Here is a 20,397-nt window from a genome sequence, read left to right as displayed (position 1 = left end):
AGAATATATATGCCAACAATTTCACAATTAGTACGAAAAGGAAGAGCCAAAATAACCAAGAAGAGTAAATCGGCTGCTTTAGATTCGTGTCCTCAAAGACGTGGTGTGTGTACTCGTGTTTATACAACGACTCCTAAAAAACCTAACTCAGCAATGCGTAAGGTAGCCAGGGTTCGTTTAACAAACGGTAACGAGGTTAATGCATACATTGGTGGAGAAGGTCACAATTTACAAGAGCACTCGATAGTATTGGTTAGAGGTGGAAGGGTAAAGGATTTGCCAGGAGTTAGATATCACATTGTACGTGGTGCTTTAGACACAGCAGGTGTTTCAGGTAGAACGCAACGTAGATCTAAGTATGGTGCAAAACGCCCTAAGAAGTAAAACAAGTTAAGAGTTATGAGTTAAAAGTTATGAGTGTCTAAATACTAATAACTAACAACTAAAAACTAACAACTAAAAACTTAAAAGAAGACATGAGAAAAAGAGCAGCAAAAAAGAGACCGCTTTTACCAGATCCACGTTTTAACGACCAGTTAGTAACTCGTTTCGTTAATATGATGATGTGGGATGGAAAGAAATCGGTAGCTTTTAAAGTATTTTACGATGCTATTGACATTGTAGACTCAAAAAAAACTGACGAAGAAAAAACAGCTTTAGAAATCTGGAAAGATGCCTTATCTAATGTGATGCCTCACGTAGAAGTACGTAGTCGTCGTGTTGGTGGTGCTACATTCCAAATTCCAATGCAAATTCGTCCAGATCGTAAAGTTTCAACAGCGATGAAATGGTTAATTAGCTATTCACGTAAAAGAAACGAAAAATCTATGGCATTGCGTTTAGCCTCAGAAGTTTTAGCCGCGGCTAAAGAAGAAGGGGCTGCTGTTAAGAAAAGAGTGGATACTCATAAAATGGCAGAAGCAAACAAAGCATTCTCTCACTTTAGATTTTAATTACGACATGGCTAGAGATTTAAAATTAACAAGAAATATAGGTATTGCTGCGCATATTGATGCGGGCAAGACCACTACAACAGAGCGTGTTCTTTATTATACGGGAGTGTCACATAAAATTGGCGAAGTGCACGATGGTGCTGCAACAATGGACTGGATGGAGCAGGAGCAAGAGCGTGGTATTACAATCACATCGGCTGCTACAACATGTGAGTGGACATTTCCAAGAGAAAATGGTGAACCAACAGCAGATGCTAAGGATTATCATTTTAATATTATTGACACACCTGGCCACGTAGATTTTACGGTTGAAGTGAACCGTTCGTTACGTGTATTAGATGGTTTGGTGTTTTTATTTAGTGCGGTTGATGGTGTTGAGCCACAATCTGAAACTAACTGGAGATTAGCAGACAACTATAAGGTGCCAAGAATTGGTTTCGTTAATAAAATGGATCGTCAAGGATCTGATTTTATGATGGTTTGTAGTCAAGTTAAAGAAATGTTAGGTTCAAATGCTGTGCCTATCGTTTTAAATATTGGCGATGAAGAAAACTTTAAAGGTATTGTAGATTTAGTAAAGAATAGAGCAATTGTTTGGCATGATGAAACTCAAGGGGCGACTTTTGATGTTATTGAAATTCCAGAAGAGCTTAAAGCTGAAGCTAAAAAATATAGAGCCTTACTTATTGAGGAGGTAGCTACTTATGATGAGAACTTATTAGAAAAGTTCATGGAAGATGAAGATTCTATCACAGAAGATGAAGTGCATGCTGCACTTCGTGCTGCTGTAATGGATATGGCTATTATTCCTATGATTTGTGGTTCTGCATTTAAAAATAAAGGGGTTCAGTTCTTATTAGATGCTGTATGTCGTTATTTGCCTTCTCCTATGGATAAAGAAGGTATTGTGGGTGTAAATCCAGATACTGAGAAGGAAGAGCTTCGTAAGCCAAGTGTTAATGAGCCATTTGCTGCATTAGCATTTAAAATTGCTACCGATCCTTTTGTTGGTCGTTTAGCATTTTTCCGCGCTTATTCAGGTCGTTTAGATGCAGGTTCTTATGTATTAAACAACCGTTCTGGTAAAAAGGAGCGTATTTCACGTATTTACCAAATGCATGCTAACAAGCAAAACGCCATTGATTATATAGAAGCTGGAGATATTGGAGCTGCTGTTGGATTTAAATCTATCAAAACAGGAGATACACTTTCAGATGAAAAACATCCTATCGTTTTAGAATCAATGGACTTCCCAGATCCCGTAATTGGTATTGCTGTGGAGCCAAAAACTAAGGCAGATGTAGATAAATTAGGTATTGGTTTAGCAAAATTAGCTGAAGAAGATCCAACATTTACAGTACGTTCAGATGAAGCTTCAGGACAAACTATTATATCAGGAATGGGTGAACTTCACCTTGATGTTATTGTAGATCGTTTACGTCGTGAGTTTAAAGTTGAAGTAAATCAAGGGCAACCACAAGTAGAGTACAAGGAAGCTATTACGCGTCCGGCTGATCATAGAGAAGTTTATAAGAAACAATCTGGTGGTCGTGGTAAATTTGCTGATATTGTATTTACTATTGAACCAGCTGATGAAGGTGTTACTGGACTTCAGTTTGAATCTGTAATTAAAGGTGGTAACGTTCCTAAGGAATTTATCCCATCTATTGAAAAAGGATTTAAAATGGCGATGGTTAACGGACCATTAGCAGGTTACGAAGTAGATTCTATGAAAGTGACCTTGAAAGATGGATCTTACCACGATGTGGATTCTGATCAATTATCATTCGAATTGGCTGCGAAACTTGGATTTAAAAATTCAGCAAAAGCTGCAAAGGCAGTAATTATGGAACCTATCATGAAACTTGAGGTAATTACTCCTGAAGAAAATATGGGTGATATCGTTGGAGATTTAAATAGAAGACGTGGACAAGTAAGTGATATGGGTGATAGAGCTGGTGCAAAAACTGTAAAAGCTACAGTGCCATTATCAGAAATGTTTGGATATGTTACCACATTAAGAACATTATCATCTGGTCGCGCAACATCAACAATGGAATTTTCACACTATGCAGAAACGCCTTCAAATATTTCTGAAGAAGTCATCAAAGCAGCTAAAGGCGTTGAATCGTAAATCTTAATAAAATGAGTCAAAAAATCAGAATAAAATTAAAATCTTACGATCACAACTTAGTAGACAAGTCTGCTGATAAGATTGTAAAAACAGTAAAAAGTACTGGTGCAGTTGTAACGGGACCAATTCCATTACCAACGCACAAGAAAATTTTCACTGTATTACGTTCTCCACACGTAAACAAGAAATCAAGAGAACAATTTCAATTATCATCTTATAAGAGATTATTGGATATCTACTCGTCGTCATCAAAAACAATTGATGCGTTAATGAAACTTGAATTACCAAGTGGTGTTGAAGTAGAGATTAAAGTTTAGTTGTAAACTTACATGTCCTAAGCTGCGAGCGAGGGAAAAACGGTAAAAATGCATTCAGGGTTGAACGTATTTCGACCCTGAATTTTTTTGAATATAAATGTTGAATTAGATTTCAACGAAATAGTAATAATTAATAAATAATTAAATATGTCTGGGTTAATTGGAAAAAAAATCGGTATGACCAGCATCTTCGATGAAAACGGGAAGAATATTCCTTGTACAGTTATCGAAGCTGGACCATGTATCGTTACCCAAGTCAGAACTGAAGAAGTTGACGGCTATACAGCTGTGCAATTAGGTTTCGATGACGCGACAGAAAAAAGCGCTACTAAAGCTGACTTAGGTCATGCTAAAAAAGCAGGAACTTCTGTAAAACGCAAAATCGTAGAATTTCAAGGTTTTGAGGAGGAGTACAAATTAGGAGATGCAATCACTGTAGATCATTTCACCGAAGGTGAATTTGTTGATGTAGCAGGAACATCTAAAGGAAAAGGATTTCAAGGGGTTGTAAAACGCCATGGTTTCGGTGGTGTAGGTCAAGCTACTCACGGTCAACATAACCGTTTAAGAGCGCCAGGATCTATTGGAGCTGCATCGTATCCTGCAAGAGTTTTCAAAGGAATGAAAATGGCAGGAAGAATGGGTGGAGACACAGTTAAAGTTCAAAATTTAAGAGTTTTAAAAGTAGTAGCGGATAAAAACCTACTAGTGGTGAAAGGGTGTGTACCTGGACATAAAAACGCTTATGTAATTATTAGAAAATAATGAAAGTAGCAGTTTTAGATATAAACGGAAAAGACACAGGTAGAAAGGCAGACCTTTCTAAAGATGTGTTTGCTATTGCCCCTAATAATCACGCTGTATATTTGGATGTTAAACAATATTTAGCAAACCAAAGACAAGGAACTCACAAGTCGAAAGAACGTGCTGAGATTTCTGGAAGTACACGTAAGATTAAGAAGCAAAAAGGAACTGGTACTGCAAGAGCAGGTAGTATTAAGTCTGGTATATTTAAAGGTGGTGGTCGTATGTTCGGTCCAAGACCAAGAAATTACAGCTTCAAACTTAATAAAAATGTGAAGCGTTTGGCACGTAAATCGGCCCTAAGTATCAAAGCCGGAGAGCAATCAATTGTGGTGTTGGAAGACTTTAATTTTGACGATGTTAAAACAAAGAACTTTACCGCAGTTTTAAAGGCTTTAGACCTAGAAAACAAAAAGTCTCTTTTTGTGTTGGGAGCGTCAAATAATAATGTATATTTGTCGTCACGCAATTTAAAAGGCCCTGAAGTTATAATGAGTTCAGAATTAAGCACTTACAAGATTTTAAATGCAAATCGCATCATACTTTTAGAAGGCGCTTTAGAAGGAATTGAAACAAATTTAAGTAAATAGAAACAATGAGTATCTTAATTAAACCTATAATCACAGAAAAAGCGACAGCTCTTAGCGAGTTGAAAAATTGCTACACATTCTCAGTGAATACTAAGGCGAACAAGGTAGAAATCAAAAAAGCGGTTGAAGCTGCTTATGGTGTTTCTGTTGAAAAAGTTCGTACTATAAATGTCCGTCCAGATCGTAGTACCAAGCATACAAAAACTGGTATTCAAAATGGTAAAACAAATGCTGTTAAAAAAGCAATTGTACAACTGGCGGAAGGTGAAATGATTGATTTATACAGTAACATGTAATTAAAGACTAATGTCAGTAAGAAAATTAAAACCAATCACACCAGGACAGCGATTTAGAGTAGTAAATGGATTTGACGCCATCACTACTGATAAGCCGGAAAAGAGTTTACTCGTTCCGAACAAAAGGTCTGGTGGTAGAAACAGTCAAGGAAAAATGACCATGCGCTATATAGGTGGAGGTCATAAAAGAAAGTATCGTATTATCGATTTTAAAAGAGAAAAGGTGGGTGTTCCTGCTGAAGTAGCTTCTATTCAATACGATCCAAACAGAACCGCTTTTATCGCATTATTGAATTATCAAGATGGCGAAAAAAGATATATTATTGCTCAAAATGGTTTACAAGTTGGTCAAAATGTAGTATCTGGTAAAGAAGGGGTTGCTCCAGAAATTGGAAACGCAATGCCTTTAAGTGAAATTCCATTAGGAACTATTATTTCTTGTTTAGAGTTACGTCCGGGACAAGGTGCTATTATGGCGCGTAGTGCAGGTGCATTTGCTCAATTAATGGCAAGAGATGGTAAGTTTGCTACTATTAAATTGCCTTCAGGAGAAACAAGATTGATTCTTGCTAACTGTATGGCGACAATAGGCGTTGTATCTAACTCAGACCATCAATTGTTAGTATCTGGTAAAGCAGGTAGATCAAGATGGTTAGGTAGAAGACCACGTACTAGACCAGTGGTAATGAATCCAGTAGATCACCCAATGGGTGGTGGTGAAGGGAAATCTTCAGGTGGACACCCACGTTCTAGAAACGGTATACCAGCAAAAGGTTATAGAACACGTTCTAAAACAAATGCAAGTAATAAATATATTGTAGAACGTAGAAAGAAATAAGACATGGCAAGATCATTAAAAAAGGGACCTTACGTTCACTATAAATTAGAAAAGAAAGTTGCTGCTAACGTTGAAGCTAACAAAAAAACGGTAATCAAAACCTGGTCTAGAGCTAGTATGATTACTCCAGATTTTGTTGGACAAACCATCGCAGTTCACAATGGCCGTCAATTTGTACCAGTATATGTTACTGAAAACATGGTGGGTCATAAATTAGGAGAATTTTCACCAACACGTTCATTCCGTGGACATGCAGGTGCTAAAAATAAAGGTAAAAAGTAGTAAGCTATGGGAAGTCGTAAAAAACAAATGGCAGACGCTATTAAGGAAGCAAAAAAACACGTTGCTTTTGCTAAACTTAATAATTGTCCTACATCACCAAGAAAAATGCGTTTAGTAGCCGATTTAGTAAGAGGCGAAAAAGTAGAACATGCACTTAATATATTGAAGTTCAATTCAAAAGAAGCATCTGGTCGTTTAGAAAAATTGTTATTGTCTGCCATTGCAAACTGGCAATCTAAAAACGAAGAGGCTAATATTGAAGAGGCTGAATTGATTGTACAAGAGATAAGAGTTGATGGCGGATCTATGTTAAAAAGATTGCGTCCAGCACCTCAAGGTCGTGCACACCGAATTAGAAAACGTTCAAACCACGTAACCATCGTAGTTGGAGCTAACAATAACACACAAAGCTAAGATAGAAGTATGGGACAAAAAACAAATCCAATCGGAAATCGCTTAGGTATTATCAGAGGATGGGAATCTAACTGGTACGGAGGTAATGATTATGGAGATAAGCTTGCCGAAGACGATAAGATTAGAAAATACGTACACGTACGTTTAGCTAAAGCTAGTGTAAGTCGAGTAATTATCGAGAGAACTCTTAAACTTGTAACCGTTACTATCACTACTGCAAGACCTGGTATTATTATTGGGAAAGGTGGCCAAGAGGTAGACAAGTTAAAAGAAGAACTTAAGAAACTTACTGGAAAAGAAGTTCAGATTAACATCTTTGAAATTAAGAGACCTGAACTTGATGCATTTTTAGTAGCGTCTAGTATTGCACGTCAAATTGAGAATAGAATTTCTTACAGACGAGCAATCAAAATGGCCATTGCTGCTACCATGCGAATGAATGCTGAAGGAATTAAAGTTCAAATTAGTGGACGTTTAAACGGAGCTGAAATGGCACGTAGTGAACACTACAAAGAAGGACGTATTCCTTTATCAACCTTTAGAGCCGATATTGATTATGCTTTAGTTGAGGCACACACTACTTATGGTAGATTGGGTGTAAAAGTATGGATCATGAAAGGTGAAGTATATGGTAAAAGAGAACTTTCTCCGCTTGTTGGATTGTCCAAAAAGCAAGGAAAAGGTGGAGCCGGAGGACGTGGCGGAAACAGAGACAACAAACCGCGTCGTAGAAAGTAATTTTTTATAAAGTAAAGAAAAATGTTACAGCCTAAAAGAACAAAATTTCGTAAGCAACAAAAAGGACGTATGAAAGGGATCTCTGGTAGAGGTCATCAACTTTCAAGTGGTACCTTTGGTATAAAAGCACTAGATTCGAATTTTTTAACATCACGTCAAATAGAAGCAGCACGTATTGCCGCTACACGTTACATGAAAAGAGAAGGGCAACTTTGGATTAAAATATTTCCAGATAAGCCAATCACAAAAAAGCCTCTTGAAGTACGTATGGGTAAAGGTAAAGGTGCCGTTGAATATTGGGTAGCTGTTGTTAAGCCAGGAAGAATGCTTTTTGAAGTAGGAGGAGTGTCATTAGATATAGCTAAAGAAGCTTTACGTCTAGCAGCACAAAAACTACCAGTAAAAACTAAGTTTATAATTGCTCGCGATTACGAAGCATAATAATTTAAGATGATGAAACAATCCGAAATTAAGGAATTATCTGTTGCTGAGTTAGAAGAGAAACTTGGTGAAACAAAAAAGAGTTATTCAGACCTAAAATTGGCTCATGCAATATCTCCTTTAGAAAATCCAATTCAGTTACGTAACGTAAGACGTTCGGTAGCGAGAATTGCGACAGAATTAACTAAAAGAGAATTACAATAATTCTGCTGAAAGATGGAAACAAGAAATTTAAGAAAAGAACGTGTAGGAGTTGTTACTAGTAACAAAATGCAAAAATCAATAGTTGTTGCAGAAGTTAAAAAAGTGAAACACCCTATGTATGGAAAGTTCGTGTTAAAAACAAAGAAATACGTTGCACACGACGAAACAAACGATTGTAACATTGGAGATACTGTAAAGATCATGGAAACACGACCTATGAGTAAATCTAAATGTTGGAGATTAGTTGAAATACTAGAAAGAGCTAAATAATTATGTTACAACAAGAATCAAGATTAAAGGTAGCAGATAACACTGGAGCAAAGGAAGTTTTAACTATCCGAGTTCTAGGTGGCACTAAAAGAAGATATGCTTCTGTAGGAGACAAAATTGTTGTCTCTGTAAAAGATGCGACTCCTAATGGAAACATTAAAAAAGGAGCCGTTTCTACTGCAGTTGTTGTTCGTACTAAAAAAGAAGTAAGAAGACCAGACGGATCTTATATAAGATTTGATGATAATGCTTGTGTTTTGTTAAACCCAACGGGTGAAATGAGAGGAACACGTGTATTTGGTCCTGTTGCTAGAGAACTTCGTGATAAACAATTCATGAAAATTGTATCATTAGCACCAGAGGTGCTTTAATACATAAAATGTAAGATGACAAAGCTTAAAATTAAAACTGGAGATACTGTAAAAGTAATTGCTGGAGATCACAAAGGATCTGAAGGACAAGTACAGAAAGTATTTATAGAAAAGAACAAAGCGATTGTTGAGGGCATTAACATGGTTAAGAAACATACTAAACCAAGTGCACAAAACCCTCAAGGAGGAATCGTAGAGAAAGAAGCTGCTATTCATATCTCTAACTTATCATTGTTAACCTCAAAAGGGGAAACAACACGAGTTAGCTATAGAATGGAAGATGATAAAAAAGTGAGATTTTCAACAAAATCTAATGAAGTAATATAGTTATGGCATATTCACCAAGACTTAAAGAAGAGTATAAAAGCAGAGTAATTGCAGCTCTTACCGACGAATTTGGATACAAGAACGTTATGCAAGTTCCTAAACTAACTAAGATAGTAATATCTAAGGGTGTTGGAGCAGCAGTTGCAGACAAAAAGTTAATTGACTACGCAGTAGAAGAAGTAACGACTATATCTGGACAAAAAGCGATATCTACATTATCTAAAAAGGATGTTGCATCTTTTAAATTACGTAAAGGCATGCCAATTGGTGTTAAAGTAACTTTACGTGGCGAAAAAATGTATGAGTTTTTAGATCGTTTAGTAACTTCTGCCCTACCACGTGTAAGAGACTTTAACGGTATTAAAGCGACAGGATTTGATGGACGCGGTAATTATAATTTAGGAATTACCGAGCAAATTATTTTCCCAGAAATTAATATTGATAAAGTGAATAAAATTTCTGGAATGGATATTACATTTGTAACCACTGCAGAAACCGATAAAGAAGCAAAATCATTATTAACTGAACTAGGGGTACCTTTTAAAAAGAACTAAGTTATGGCTAAAGAATCAATGAAAGCCCGTGAGGTAAAAAGAGCTAAAACAGTAGCTAAATATGCTGAAAAACGTAAAGCTTTAAAAGAAGCTGGAGATTACGAAGCATTACAAAAGTTACCTAAAAACGCTTCACCTGTACGTCAACATAATCGTTGTAAATTGACAGGAAGACCTAAAGGGTATATGAGAACATTTGGTATTTCACGTGTCATGTTCAGAGAAATGGCCAATCAAGGTCTTATTCCAGGTGTTAGAAAAGCAAGCTGGTAAAAAAAGAATTTTAAACTGGTTTTAGGTTCAGAAGAAATAGTTTTTTTGAAAACCAAAACCGCAAATTGATAAATATGTATTCAGATCCAATTGCGGATTATCTTACAAGAATTAGAAACGCAGTGCGTGCTAACCATAGAGTGGTAGAGATTCCTGCTTCTAATTTGAAAAAAGACATCACAAAAATATTATTCGAGCAAGGATATATTTTAAGTTACAAATTCGATGATTCTTCAGTACAAGGGACTATTAAAATAGCACTTAAGTACAACAAAGAAACCAAAGAATCTGTCATCAAGAAACTTCAAAGAATTAGTACACCAGGTTTACGTAAGTATGCTGGATCTAATGATTTACCTAGAATCCTTAATGGTCTTGGTATTGCTATCGTATCTACGTCACATGGCGTTATGACTAGCAAACAAGCTAGAAGAGATAATGTAGGTGGTGAAGTATTATGTTACGTTTACTAAAAAGATAAGAAGATGTCAAGAATAGGTAATAACCCAATAGTAATTCCAGAAGGCGTTACAGTTGATATAAAGGACGGTATCGTTACAGTAAAAGGGAAATTAGGAGAATTAACTCAAAATTTCGACTCTGTAGATATTAAAGTTGAAGATGAAACTATTTTAGTAACACGCTCATCTGACTCCAAAGATCAAAAAGCAAAACATGGTCTATACAGATCGTTAATGCATAATATGGTTGAAGGTGTATCAAAAGGATGGACCAAAGAATTAGAATTAGTAGGTGTAGGGTATAGAGCAAGTAACCAAGGTCAAAAATTGGAACTAGCTTTAGGATTTTCCCATAGTATTGTTATGCAATTAGCTGAAGAAGTTAAAGTAGAAACAGTTAGTGAGAAAGGTAAAAACCCAATTGTTAAACTAACCTCTCATGATAAGCAACTTGTTGGACAAGTAGCAGCAAAGATTCGTGGTTATAGAAGACCAGAGCCTTATAAAGGAAAAGGAATCAGATTTGTTGGTGAGATAGTAAGAAGAAAAGCAGGTAAATCAGCTTAAAAAATTAGTTATGGCATTAACAAAGAACCAAAGAAGAACAAGAATAAAAAACAGAATTCGTAAGATAGTTTCTGGAACAGAAGCTAGACCAAGATTAACTGTTTTTAGAAGTAATAAAGAAATTTATGCTCAAATAGTTGATGATGTATCTGGTAAAACTATCAGTGCAGCGTCTTCTAGAGATAAAGATATTAGTTCTGCTAAAGTTAATAAGTCAGAGTTAGCTACATTAGTAGGTAAAGCTGTTGCAGAAAAAGCTTTAAAAGCAGGGATAGAAACTATCGCTTTTGATAGAGGCGGATATTTATATCACGGTAGAGTAAAATCATTAGCCGAAGGAGCTAGAGAAGCAGGACTTAAATTCTAAGAAATTATGTTTAAAAAATATAAAAGTGCAGAATTAGTAAAACCAGGTGGATTAGATCTCAAAGATCGTTTAGTTGGCGTACAGAGAGTTACAAAAGTAACTAAAGGTGGTAGAGCATTTGGTTTTTCTGCAATCGTAGTGGTTGGAGATGAAGCAGGTGTTGTAGGACAAGGTTTAGGAAAATCTAAAGACGTGGCTAGTGCTATTGCAAAAGCCGTTGAAGATGCTAAGAAAAACCTAGTTAGAATTCCTATTATAAAAGGAACCTTACCACATGAACAAAAAGGTAAATACGGTGGAGCAAGAGTAAATATCATTCCTGCTGCCCCTGGTACAGGAGTAATTGCTGGTGGAGCTGTAAGAACAGTTCTTGAGGCCGTTGGAGTACATGATGTACTTTCTAAATCTCAAGGATCATCTAACCCTCATAATGTAGTAAAAGCAACATTTGATGCTTTGTTACAATTAAGAGATGCTAATGCAATCGCTAGAGATAGAGGTATTACACTTGAACAAGTTTTTAACGCTTAAAATCAAGACATTGGTCTTTAGTATTTAGACGATAGAATATTTAAAACAGAAATTTTATTTTAGTGTTCTAACGACTAAAAACTAACAACTAAAAACTGAAAAAAGATGGCAAAAATTAAAGTAACAAAAGTTAAAAGCGCAATCAATCGTACGCAAAGACAAAAAAGAACTTTAGAAGCTCTTGGTCTTAAAAAGATTGGTCAAGTAAAGGAGCACGAGGCTACACCAAATATTCTTGGTATGGTTGCTAAAGTTTCACATTTAGTTTCTGTTGAAGAAACAAAATAATATAAAACTGAAAATGGATTTAAGTAATTTAAAACCTGCAGAAGGTTCAGTAAAAAATCAAGGAAAAAGAATAGGTCGTGGACAAGGTTCTGGTAAAGGTGGAACCGCTACTCGTGGTCACAAAGGTGCCAAATCACGTTCTGGTTATTCTAAGAAATTAGGATTTGAAGGAGGGCAAATGCCACTTCAAAGACGTGTTCCTAAATTTGGTTTTACAAATATTAACCGTATTGAGCATCAAGGTATCAATTTAGATACGTTGCAACAATTGGTTGATGACAAGAAAGTAAAGGATACAGTAAATTTTGAAACATTATTCACAACTGGTTTAGTTGGTAAAAATGATTTAGTTAAAATCATGGGACGTGGAGAATTGAAAGCAAAATTAAAAGTGTCTGCTCATAAGTTTACTGCTTCAGCAAAAGCTGCTATCGAAGCTGCAGGAGGAGAAGCTGTAACTTTATAAGACTTTATTTAAGTATGAAATTTATAGAATCGTTAAAGAACGTTTGGAAAATTGAAGAACTAAGAGACAGAATCATAGTAACTCTAGGTCTGTTATTAGTTTATCGTTTTGGTGCACAAGTAGTTTTACCAGGTATTGATGCTGCCCAATTAGGTGGTTTAAGCGACAGTACAGATTCGGGTTTATTAGGTTTACTTAATGCCTTTACTGGAGGAGCGTTCGCTAATGCTTCGGTATTTGCATTGGGTATTATGCCTTACATTTCTGCTTCTATTGTGGTTCAGTTAATGGGGATAGCCATTCCATATTTGCAAAAGCTTCAAAAAGAAGGTGCGAGTGGTCAAAAGAAAATCACTCAGATCACACGTTGGTTAACCATCGCTATTTGTTTATTACAAGCACCTGGTTATTTGGCTAGCTTACCAGCTTTAGGAATTCCTCAAAGTGCGTTCTTATTAGGTACAGGACCATTGTTTTACTTTTCATCAGTAACTATATTGGTTACAGGCTGTATCTTTGCGATGTGGTTGGGTGAAAAAATTACAGACAAAGGTATTGGTAATGGTATCTCATTATTAATTATGGTGGGTATTATTGCAACATTACCTCAGGCGTTCATTCAAAATGCGGCAACTAGATTAGAAGGTAACAACGTGATGTTAATTCTTTTTGAATTAGTGATATGGTTTGTAATTATTATGGCATCTATCATGCTTGTTATGGGTGTCCGAAAGATAGCTGTTCAATACGCTAGAAGAACTGCTACAGGTGGTTACGAAAAAAGCGCCATGGCAGGATCAAGACAATACATTCCTTTAAAACTTAATGCTTCTGGAGTTATGCCTATTATATTTGCTCAAGCTATTATGTTTGTGCCAAGTTTAATTGGAGGATCATCGTTCTTAAAGGAAACAGCAGCTGGTGCATGGATGCAAACGAATTATTCAGATATGTTTGGATTTTGGTACAATGTAACTTTTGCTTTATTAATTATAGTATTCACGTACTTCTATACGGCAATTACAGTTCCAACGAACAAAATGGCTGATGACTTAAAACGAAGTGGTGGTTTTATTCCTGGTATTCGTCCAGGTACTGAAACTTCTGAATATCTAGATAAAATAATGTCTCAAATTACCTTACCAGGTTCTATATTTTTAGCGCTTATTGCTGTATTTCCAGCGTTTATTGTTAAACTTATGGGCGTACAACAAGGTTGGGCTTTATTTTTTGGAGGCACATCATTATTAATTATGGTGGGTGTGGCAATAGACACTATGCAACAAATAAATTCTTATTTGTTAAATAGACACTATGATGGCTTGATGAAAACTGGTAAGAACAGAAAAGCAGTAGCTTAAAATTAGACGATAGTAAATAGTCATTAGATATTAGAGAAATGGATAATATAGTAAAAAATGAAAAGTTCTAATTAGCTAACGACTAAGAACTAAATACTAAAACATGGCAAAACAAGCAGCAATAGAGCAAGACGGAACAATAATAGAAGCATTATCAAATGCCATGTTTCGTGTTGAATTAGAAAATGGTCACATTGTGACAGCACACATTTCCGGTAAAATGCGTATGCATTACATTAAACTATTACCAGGAGACAAAGTTAAATTAGAAATGAGTCCTTATGATTTATCAAAGGCTCGCATAACTTATAGATACTAAGTAAGTTATAAAGTTGTAAAGTAGAAAGTTGAAAAAGTTAATTCAATCAACTTTAAACTTTTAAACTTTTAAACTTTTAAACTAGATAAAGATGAAAGTTAGAGCATCAGTAAAAAAGAGAAGCGTAGATTGCAAGATCGTACGTAGAAAAGGAAGACTTTATGTAATCAACAAAAAGAATCCTAGATTTAAACAAAGACAAGGTTAAGTCAGACATTAGTCATTGGAATTTAGACGTTAGAAAAACTTCAATTTTGTAATTCTAACAACTAAAGACTAGCAACTAAAAACTAAAAAAATATGGCAAGAATTGCAGGTGTAGACATACCAAAAAACAAAAGAGGAGTGATCTCTTTAACTTATATCTATGGGATAGGTAGAAGTAGAGCAAAAGAAATTTTAGCAGAAGCTAAAGTTGATGAAAGTACAAAAGTACAAGATTGGACTGATGACGAAATTGGAAACATTCGTGAGGCCGTTGGTACTTTTAAAATCGAAGGTGAATTACGTTCTGAAACACAATTGAACATTAAGCGATTAATGGATATTGGATGCTACAGAGGTATTCGTCATAGATCTGGTCTTCCATTAAGAGGGCAGCGTACTAAAAACAACTCTAGAACTAGAAAAGGTAGAAGAAAAACGGTTGCTAACAAGAAAAAGGCAACTAAATAATAATTAGTATTTAGTATTTAGACGTTGGAAAGAATCTGTTTGAAATTATAATGGTTTAGGATTCTAGCGACTATCAACTACTCACTGAAAACTATAAACAATGGCAAAAACAAATACTAAGAGCACTAAAAAACGTAAAGTTATAGTGGACTCTGTAGGAGAAGCACACGTTACAGCTTCTTTTAATAACATTATTATTTCATTAACCAACAAAAAAGGCGATGTTATATCATGGTCTTCAGCTGGAAAAATGGGATTTAGAGGTTCTAAGAAAAACACACCATATGCTGCGCAATTAGCTGCAGAAGATGCGTGTAAAGTTGCTCAAGAAGCAGGTTTAAAGAAAGTAAAAGTTTACGTTAAAGGTCCAGGAAATGGTAGAGAATCTGCTATCCGTTCTATCCACAATGCAGGTATCGAAGTAACAGAGATTATCGATGTTACACCATTACCACATAATGGATGTCGTCCTCCAAAACGTAGAAGAGTTTAAAGTATATATGTATTGGAATTAATATCAACTGTTTTTTTTTTTACAGTTGATATTAATTTTTTATATGTAAATTTGCAGACTGAAAAAAATAATTTAACAAGTATCAATCAAGAGATCAACGATTATCGAAGGATAAGATTAAGACCTTAATTCATAATCACTCTTAAAACAAATTAAAAATGGCAAGATATACTGGTCCTAAAACTAAAATAGCCCGAAAGTTCGGTGAAGCTATTTTTGGAGAAGATAAATCTTTTGAAAAAAGAAATTATCCTCCAGGTCAACACGGAAACGCTAGACGTCGTGGAAAAAAATCTGAATATGCAATCCAGTTAATGGAGAAACAAAAAGCTAAATATACTTATGGTATTTTAGAAAGACAATTTAGAGGTTTATTTAAAAAAGCTAGAGCAGCTCAAGGTATTACTGGTGAAGTTTTACTTCAACTCTGTGAATCTCGTTTAGATAATGTGGTATACAGAATGGGGATATCTCCTTCAAGAAGTGGCGCTAGACAATTAGTATCACACAGACACATTACTGTAAATGGCGAGTTGGTAAACATTCCATCTTACCAATTAAAAGCTGGTGATGTTGTAGCTGTAAGGGAAAAATCAAAATCACTTGAAGCTATTGATAGATCTTTATCAAACTCAAGTCATGTATACGAATGGATTACTTGGAACGACGATACAAAGCAAGGAACCTATGTTTCTGTTCCTGCTAGACTTCAAATTCCAGAAAACATCAACGAACAATTCATCGTCGAATTATATTCTAAATAATAAAATAATCATATTGGTATTTAGCCAAAGGATTTATTAGTCTTCTTCAAACTTTTAGATCGCGCAACTAAATAACAATCAAAACGAAGGAAAATATGGCAGTATTTAATTTTCAGAAGCCCGACAAAGTAATCATGATCGATTCAACCGATTTTGAAGGCAAATTCGAATTTCGCCCTTTAGAACCTGGTTACGGATTAACGGTAGGTAACGCATTGAGGAGAGTTTTACTTTCTTCTTTAGAAGGATTTGCGATTACATCAGTTAGAATAGAAGGTGTAGATCATGAATTTTCAGCAATTGCTGGAGTGGTTGAAGATGTCACTGAAATCATTTTAAATTTAAAGCAAGCACGTTTTAAAAGACAAATAGAAGATATTGATAATGAATCTATTTCAATTTCAATTTCTGGTCAAGAACAAATTACAGCTGGTGATTTTCAAAAATTTATCTCAGGATTTCAAGTATTAAATTCAGAATTAGTGATCTGTAATTTAGATCCTAAGGTTAATTTTAATATGGAAATTACTATTGAAAAAGGTAGAGGTTATGTGCCTGCTGAAGAAAATAAGAAAGCTTCTGCACCAATTGGGACTATTTTTACAGATTCAATTTACACACCAATAAAAAACGTTAAGTATAGTATTGAAAACTATCGTGTTGAGCAAAAAACGGATTATGAAAAATTGGTTTTTGAAATCATTACCGATGGATCAATAACTCCACAAGATGCTTTAACAGAAGCTGCAAAAACGCTAATTCACCATTTCATGTTATTCTCTGATGAGCGTATTACTTTGGAAGCTGATGAAATTGCACAGACTGAAACGTATGATGAAGAATCACTTCACATGCGTCAGTTGCTTAAAACAAAATTAATCGATATGGATTTATCTGTACGCGCATTAAACTGTTTGAAAGCTGCAGAGGTTGATACCTTAGGAGATTTAGTATCATTCAATAAAAATGATTTAATGAAATTCAGAAACTTCGGTAAGAAGTCTTTAACAGAGCTTGAAGAGCTTGTAAATGTTAAAGGTTTAAACTTCGGAATGGACTTAAGTAAATATAAATTAGATAAAGATTAATTAATCATATTTTGCTCCTCGCTAGTCGAGTTTGGTAGCAAGATGATAAAACAAATGTCATGAGACACGGAAAAAAAATAAATCACTTAGGTAGGCAAACTGCTCACAGAAAATCAATGTTAGCTAATATGGCTTGTTCTTTAATCGAGCATAAGCGTATTAATACAACAGTTGCAAAAGCAAAAGCTTTAAAACAATTTGTTGAGCCAATGATTACAAAATCTAAAGAAGATACAACACATAACAGACGTATTGTTATGGCACGTTTAAGACAAAAAGATGCTGTTGCAGAATTATTTAGAGATGTAGCTCCTAAAATTGGTGATAGACCTGGAGGTTATACCAGAATTATTAAACTTGGTAATCGTTTAGGGGATAATGCTGATATGGCAATGATTGAGCTTGTTGATTATAACGAAATCTACAATGCTGATAAAGCTAAGAAGAAAACAACAAGACGAAGTAGAAGGGGAGGAAGCAAACCGGAAGCGGCTCCAGTTGTTGAAACGAAGGCAATCGACGAAGAAGAATAATAAATGTTAATAAGCGTTTAATATATAAAGGATAAACTATTTTAGTTTATCCTTTTTTTTGTGCAATTTTGTAAAACTTTCAAAAAAAATGAAATATCAAAAAAAACTTAAGGCCATTATTCTTCTTGCAGATGGCACCATTTTCTACGGCAAATCTGTAGGTAACAAACAAGGTTCAGCATTTGGTGAAGTTTGTTTTAACACGGGTATGACGGGTTATCAAGAAATTTTTACAGATCCATCTTATTTCGGACAATTAATGGTGACCACCAATGCGCATATTGGTAATTACGGAACAAATGCAGATGAAGTAGAATCAGATTCCATTAAAATAGCGGGCCTTATTTGTAAAAATTTCAGTTATGATTATTCACGAGATAATGCTGAAGGATCTTTGGAAGAATTTTTTGAAAATAACAACGTATTAGCCATTTCAGATGTGGATACACGTGCTTTGGTGAGTTACATAAGAGATCACGGGGCTATGAATGCCGTTATATCTACAGATGTCGATAATCTTGAAGGTCTAAAGAAACAACTTGCCAAAGTACCAGACATGGATGGTCTTGAACTAGCTTCTAAAGTGTCTACACAATCATCATATTTTGTAGGTGATGAAAATGCGACTTATAAAGTGGCTGCACTAGATATTGGAATTAAAAAGAATATACTTAGAAATTTATCTAAGCGAGACACCTATATAAAAGTATTTCCATATAACTCAAAGTTTGAAGATTTGGAAGCCTTTAAACCAGATGGGTACTTTTTATCCAACGGACCAGGTGACCCAGAACCATTATTAGAGGCGCAAAATTTAGCTAAAGAAGTTATTAAACGTAATTTACCTTTGTTCGGTATTTGTTTGGGGCATCAAATAATTGCCTTGGCTAATGGCGTATCGACCTATAAAATGCATCATGGCCATAGAGGGATTAATCACCCGGTAAAAAATTTAAAGACCGGTAAAGGTGAGATCACTAGTCAAAATCATGGTTTTGCAGTGAATAGAGAAGAAGCTGAAAATCATCCAGATTTGGAAATCACACATCTGCACTTAAACGACGAAACAGTTGCTGGTATAGCCATGAAAAACAAGAATTGTTTTTCTGTTCAATATCATCCAGAAGCTAGTCCTGGACCACATGATTCTTCTTATTTGTTTGATCAATTCATTGAAAACATTAAGAAATAACACTTATTAAATTCCTTAAATATATAATTCAGATTTGAGGCTTTTAATTACTAAAACGTTATAGGGACGATTTACTGAATTTTGTTAAAAACATATAAAAAAAAATAAGATTTAGCCGTAAATTTGAAGTAATAACAGATTTAAAATTAACCAATTATGAGTATAATAATTAATATACATGCAAGACAAATTTTTGATTCCAGAGGAAATCCAACGATTGAAGTAGATGTTGTAACCGAAAATAACGTATTAGGTAGAGCAGCAGTACCATCTGGTGCATCTACGGGAGAACACGAGGCAGTAGAATTACGTGATGGTGGAAAAGCCTACATGGGGAAAGGCGTTTCAAAAGCAGTTGACAATGTGAACTCCATTATAGCTCAAGAATTAATGGGAGTTTCTGTTTTTCAACAGAATCTAATCGATCAAATGATGATTGATTTAGATGGTACAAAAAATAAATCGAAGCTTGGTGCTAATGCTATTTTAGGAGTGTCTTTAGCAGTTGCTAAAGCAGCAGCCAACGAATTAGGATTACCACTATATCGCTATGTAGGTGGTGTTTCTGGAAACACATTACCATTACCCATGATGAACATTATTAATGGTGGTAGCCATAGTGATGCGCCTATTGCATTTCAAGAATTTATGATCATGCCTGTAAAAGCCAAAAACTTTACACATGCCATGCAAATGGGAACTGAAATTTTTCATAATTTAAAGAAGGTACTACACGATAGAAGCCTAAGCACTGCTGTTGGTGATGAAGGCGGATTTGCTCCAAACCTAGAAGGTGGAACAGAAGATGCTTTAGAAACCATTGCAAAAGCTGTTGAAAATGCAGGATATAAATTTGGTGATGAAGTAAAGATCGCATTAGATTGTGCTGCTGCTGAATTTTTTGTGAATGGTAAATATGATTACAAGAAATTTGAAGGTGATACGGGTGTAGTTAGAACCAGTAATGAACAAGCAGATTATTTAGCTGAATTGGTCGATAAATATCCTATCATTTCTATTGAAGATGGTATGGATGAAAATGATTGGGATGGATGGAAATACTTAACGGAATTAGTTGGAGACAAAGTGCAATTAGTTGGTGACGATTTATTTGTTACTAATGTAGAGCGTTTATCTCGTGGTATTGAAAACGGGATAGCCAATTCAATCTTGATTAAAGTCAACCAAATTGGAACATTAACCGAAACGATTGCTGCTGTAAATATGGCACACAATGCTGGGTATACATCTGTAATGTCTCATCGCTCTGGTGAAACAGAAGATAATACAATTGCAGATTTAGCGGTGGCCTTAAACTGTGGTCAAATTAAAACAGGTTCCGCATCTCGTAGCGATCGTATGGCAAAATACAATCAATTACTTCGCATTGAAGAAGAATTAGGAAAAGTGGCTTATTTTCCAAAAGAAAAAGCTTTCAAAATAAAATAGAATAATAAAATCATTT

The 20,397-nt window shown here is 35.1% G+C and carries 34 protein-coding genes; all 34 read left to right on the top strand.

Annotated elements, in window-relative coordinates:
* The first annotated feature begins 9 nt into the window (after positions 1–9).
* Positions 10–384 (top strand): 30S ribosomal protein S12, encoded by a 375-nt coding sequence (gene rpsL, locus FAF07_RS04040; RefSeq protein WP_019386263.1) that lies wholly within the window; start codon positions 10–12, stop codon positions 382–384.
* A gap of 92 nt (positions 385–476) precedes the next feature.
* Positions 477–953 carry a 30S ribosomal protein S7 gene (gene rpsG, locus FAF07_RS04035; RefSeq protein WP_034043281.1) on the top strand — a complete coding sequence of 159 codons (477 nt, stop codon included), beginning with the start codon at positions 477–479 and terminating at the stop codon, positions 951–953.
* Between the two features lie 7 nt (positions 954–960).
* Positions 961–3,087 (top strand): elongation factor G, encoded by a 2,127-nt coding sequence (fusA, locus tag FAF07_RS04030; RefSeq protein ID WP_142783899.1) that lies wholly within the window; start codon positions 961–963, stop codon positions 3,085–3,087.
* 11 nt (positions 3,088–3,098) lie between these two features.
* On the top strand, positions 3,099–3,404 hold the full coding sequence (rpsJ, locus tag FAF07_RS04025) for a 30S ribosomal protein S10 (protein WP_007650482.1): 306 nt from the start codon (positions 3,099–3,101) through the stop codon (positions 3,402–3,404).
* A 147-nt stretch (positions 3,405–3,551) separates the two neighbouring features.
* Positions 3,552–4,169 (top strand): 50S ribosomal protein L3, encoded by a 618-nt coding sequence (rplC, locus tag FAF07_RS04020; protein ID WP_142783898.1) that lies wholly within the window; start codon positions 3,552–3,554, stop codon positions 4,167–4,169.
* Complete coding sequence (gene rplD, locus FAF07_RS04015; RefSeq protein ID WP_142783897.1) at positions 4,169–4,798, top strand: 50S ribosomal protein L4; 630 nt, start codon at positions 4,169–4,171, stop codon at positions 4,796–4,798. The genes rplC and rplD overlap by 1 nt, the downstream gene beginning before the upstream one ends.
* Positions 4,799–4,803: 5 nt before the next feature.
* On the top strand, positions 4,804–5,094 hold the full coding sequence (rplW, locus tag FAF07_RS04010) for a 50S ribosomal protein L23 (RefSeq protein ID WP_142783896.1): 291 nt from the start codon (positions 4,804–4,806) through the stop codon (positions 5,092–5,094).
* A gap of 10 nt (positions 5,095–5,104) precedes the next feature.
* The gene (rplB, locus tag FAF07_RS04005; protein WP_142783895.1) at positions 5,105–5,932 is read left to right on the top strand and encodes a 50S ribosomal protein L2; all 828 of its coding nucleotides are present in this window, start codon (positions 5,105–5,107) and stop codon (positions 5,930–5,932) included.
* Positions 5,933–5,935: 3 nt separating this feature from the next.
* Positions 5,936–6,214: a 30S ribosomal protein S19 gene (rpsS, locus tag FAF07_RS04000; protein ID WP_027880209.1), complete on the top strand. Its 279-nt coding sequence runs from the start codon at positions 5,936–5,938 to the stop codon at positions 6,212–6,214.
* Between the two features lie 6 nt (positions 6,215–6,220).
* A complete protein-coding gene (rplV, locus tag FAF07_RS03995; protein WP_142783894.1) occupies positions 6,221–6,628 on the top strand; it encodes a 50S ribosomal protein L22 in 408 nt (135 codons plus the stop codon).
* Between the two features lie 9 nt (positions 6,629–6,637).
* Positions 6,638–7,366, top strand: a complete 729-nt coding sequence (rpsC, locus tag FAF07_RS03990; RefSeq protein WP_142783893.1) for a 30S ribosomal protein S3 — start codon at positions 6,638–6,640, stop codon at positions 7,364–7,366.
* Positions 7,367–7,387: 21 nt separating this feature from the next.
* Positions 7,388–7,807, top strand: a complete 420-nt coding sequence (rplP, locus tag FAF07_RS03985) for a 50S ribosomal protein L16 (RefSeq protein ID WP_142783892.1) — start codon at positions 7,388–7,390, stop codon at positions 7,805–7,807.
* A gap of 12 nt (positions 7,808–7,819) precedes the next feature.
* Positions 7,820–8,011, top strand: coding sequence for a 50S ribosomal protein L29 (rpmC, locus tag FAF07_RS03980; RefSeq protein WP_142786531.1), 192 nt, complete (start codon positions 7,820–7,822; stop codon positions 8,009–8,011).
* 12 nt (positions 8,012–8,023) lie between these two features.
* Positions 8,024–8,281: a 30S ribosomal protein S17 gene (gene rpsQ, locus FAF07_RS03975; protein ID WP_142783891.1), complete on the top strand. Its 258-nt coding sequence runs from the start codon at positions 8,024–8,026 to the stop codon at positions 8,279–8,281.
* A 2-nt stretch (positions 8,282–8,283) separates the two neighbouring features.
* Positions 8,284–8,652: a 50S ribosomal protein L14 gene (rplN, locus tag FAF07_RS03970; RefSeq protein WP_142783890.1), complete on the top strand. Its 369-nt coding sequence runs from the start codon at positions 8,284–8,286 to the stop codon at positions 8,650–8,652.
* Between the two features lie 15 nt (positions 8,653–8,667).
* The gene (gene rplX, locus FAF07_RS03965) at positions 8,668–8,979 is read left to right on the top strand and encodes a 50S ribosomal protein L24 (RefSeq protein ID WP_142783889.1); all 312 of its coding nucleotides are present in this window, start codon (positions 8,668–8,670) and stop codon (positions 8,977–8,979) included.
* 2 nt (positions 8,980–8,981) lie between these two features.
* Complete coding sequence (rplE, locus tag FAF07_RS03960; RefSeq protein WP_142783888.1) at positions 8,982–9,533, top strand: 50S ribosomal protein L5; 552 nt, start codon at positions 8,982–8,984, stop codon at positions 9,531–9,533.
* Between the two features lie 3 nt (positions 9,534–9,536).
* Positions 9,537–9,806 carry a 30S ribosomal protein S14 gene (rpsN, locus tag FAF07_RS03955; RefSeq protein WP_092209864.1) on the top strand — a complete coding sequence of 90 codons (270 nt, stop codon included), beginning with the start codon at positions 9,537–9,539 and terminating at the stop codon, positions 9,804–9,806.
* 74 nt (positions 9,807–9,880) lie between these two features.
* Positions 9,881–10,279: a 30S ribosomal protein S8 gene (rpsH, locus tag FAF07_RS03950; RefSeq protein ID WP_142783887.1), complete on the top strand. Its 399-nt coding sequence runs from the start codon at positions 9,881–9,883 to the stop codon at positions 10,277–10,279.
* 12 nt (positions 10,280–10,291) lie between these two features.
* Positions 10,292–10,834, top strand: coding sequence for a 50S ribosomal protein L6 (rplF, locus tag FAF07_RS03945; RefSeq protein ID WP_142783886.1), 543 nt, complete (start codon positions 10,292–10,294; stop codon positions 10,832–10,834).
* A gap of 10 nt (positions 10,835–10,844) precedes the next feature.
* Complete coding sequence (rplR, locus tag FAF07_RS03940) at positions 10,845–11,201, top strand: 50S ribosomal protein L18 (RefSeq protein ID WP_142783885.1); 357 nt, start codon at positions 10,845–10,847, stop codon at positions 11,199–11,201.
* Positions 11,202–11,207: 6 nt separating this feature from the next.
* On the top strand, positions 11,208–11,732 hold the full coding sequence (rpsE, locus tag FAF07_RS03935) for a 30S ribosomal protein S5 (protein ID WP_092847729.1): 525 nt from the start codon (positions 11,208–11,210) through the stop codon (positions 11,730–11,732).
* A gap of 105 nt (positions 11,733–11,837) precedes the next feature.
* Positions 11,838–12,020 carry a 50S ribosomal protein L30 gene (rpmD, locus tag FAF07_RS03930; protein WP_054729595.1) on the top strand — a complete coding sequence of 61 codons (183 nt, stop codon included), beginning with the start codon at positions 11,838–11,840 and terminating at the stop codon, positions 12,018–12,020.
* 13 nt (positions 12,021–12,033) lie between these two features.
* Positions 12,034–12,486 (top strand): 50S ribosomal protein L15, encoded by a 453-nt coding sequence (rplO, locus tag FAF07_RS03925; protein ID WP_142783884.1) that lies wholly within the window; start codon positions 12,034–12,036, stop codon positions 12,484–12,486.
* Between the two features lie 14 nt (positions 12,487–12,500).
* On the top strand, positions 12,501–13,847 hold the full coding sequence (secY, locus tag FAF07_RS03920; RefSeq protein WP_142783883.1) for a preprotein translocase subunit SecY: 1,347 nt from the start codon (positions 12,501–12,503) through the stop codon (positions 13,845–13,847).
* A 103-nt stretch (positions 13,848–13,950) separates the two neighbouring features.
* Positions 13,951–14,166 carry a translation initiation factor IF-1 gene (infA, locus tag FAF07_RS03915; RefSeq protein ID WP_028289261.1) on the top strand — a complete coding sequence of 72 codons (216 nt, stop codon included), beginning with the start codon at positions 13,951–13,953 and terminating at the stop codon, positions 14,164–14,166.
* 91 nt (positions 14,167–14,257) lie between these two features.
* A complete protein-coding gene (ykgO, locus tag FAF07_RS03910) occupies positions 14,258–14,374 on the top strand; it encodes a type B 50S ribosomal protein L36 (RefSeq protein WP_076732133.1) in 117 nt (38 codons plus the stop codon).
* 92 nt (positions 14,375–14,466) lie between these two features.
* The gene (gene rpsM, locus FAF07_RS03905) at positions 14,467–14,841 is read left to right on the top strand and encodes a 30S ribosomal protein S13 (RefSeq protein ID WP_142783882.1); all 375 of its coding nucleotides are present in this window, start codon (positions 14,467–14,469) and stop codon (positions 14,839–14,841) included.
* Between the two features lie 100 nt (positions 14,842–14,941).
* Positions 14,942–15,334, top strand: coding sequence for a 30S ribosomal protein S11 (gene rpsK / locus FAF07_RS03900; protein ID WP_142783881.1), 393 nt, complete (start codon positions 14,942–14,944; stop codon positions 15,332–15,334).
* Between the two features lie 179 nt (positions 15,335–15,513).
* Positions 15,514–16,119, top strand: coding sequence for a 30S ribosomal protein S4 (gene rpsD / locus FAF07_RS03895; RefSeq protein ID WP_142783880.1), 606 nt, complete (start codon positions 15,514–15,516; stop codon positions 16,117–16,119).
* A gap of 95 nt (positions 16,120–16,214) precedes the next feature.
* Positions 16,215–17,207 (top strand): DNA-directed RNA polymerase subunit alpha, encoded by a 993-nt coding sequence (locus FAF07_RS03890; RefSeq protein ID WP_142783879.1) that lies wholly within the window; start codon positions 16,215–16,217, stop codon positions 17,205–17,207.
* 59 nt (positions 17,208–17,266) lie between these two features.
* Positions 17,267–17,740: a 50S ribosomal protein L17 gene (rplQ, locus tag FAF07_RS03885; protein ID WP_142783878.1), complete on the top strand. Its 474-nt coding sequence runs from the start codon at positions 17,267–17,269 to the stop codon at positions 17,738–17,740.
* An 88-nt stretch (positions 17,741–17,828) separates the two neighbouring features.
* The gene (carA, locus tag FAF07_RS03880; RefSeq protein WP_142783877.1) at positions 17,829–18,932 is read left to right on the top strand and encodes a glutamine-hydrolyzing carbamoyl-phosphate synthase small subunit; all 1,104 of its coding nucleotides are present in this window, start codon (positions 17,829–17,831) and stop codon (positions 18,930–18,932) included.
* A gap of 156 nt (positions 18,933–19,088) precedes the next feature.
* Positions 19,089–20,381 (top strand): phosphopyruvate hydratase, encoded by a 1,293-nt coding sequence (eno, locus tag FAF07_RS03875; RefSeq protein ID WP_142783876.1) that lies wholly within the window; start codon positions 19,089–19,091, stop codon positions 20,379–20,381.
* Positions 20,382–20,397: the final 16 nt, after the last annotated feature.

It is taken from the genome of Changchengzhania lutea (genome assembly GCF_006974145.1).
In the GTDB taxonomy this organism is placed as follows: domain Bacteria; phylum Bacteroidota; class Bacteroidia; order Flavobacteriales; family Flavobacteriaceae; genus Changchengzhania; species Changchengzhania lutea.
This window is presented reverse-complemented; position numbering and strand designations above follow the sequence as displayed.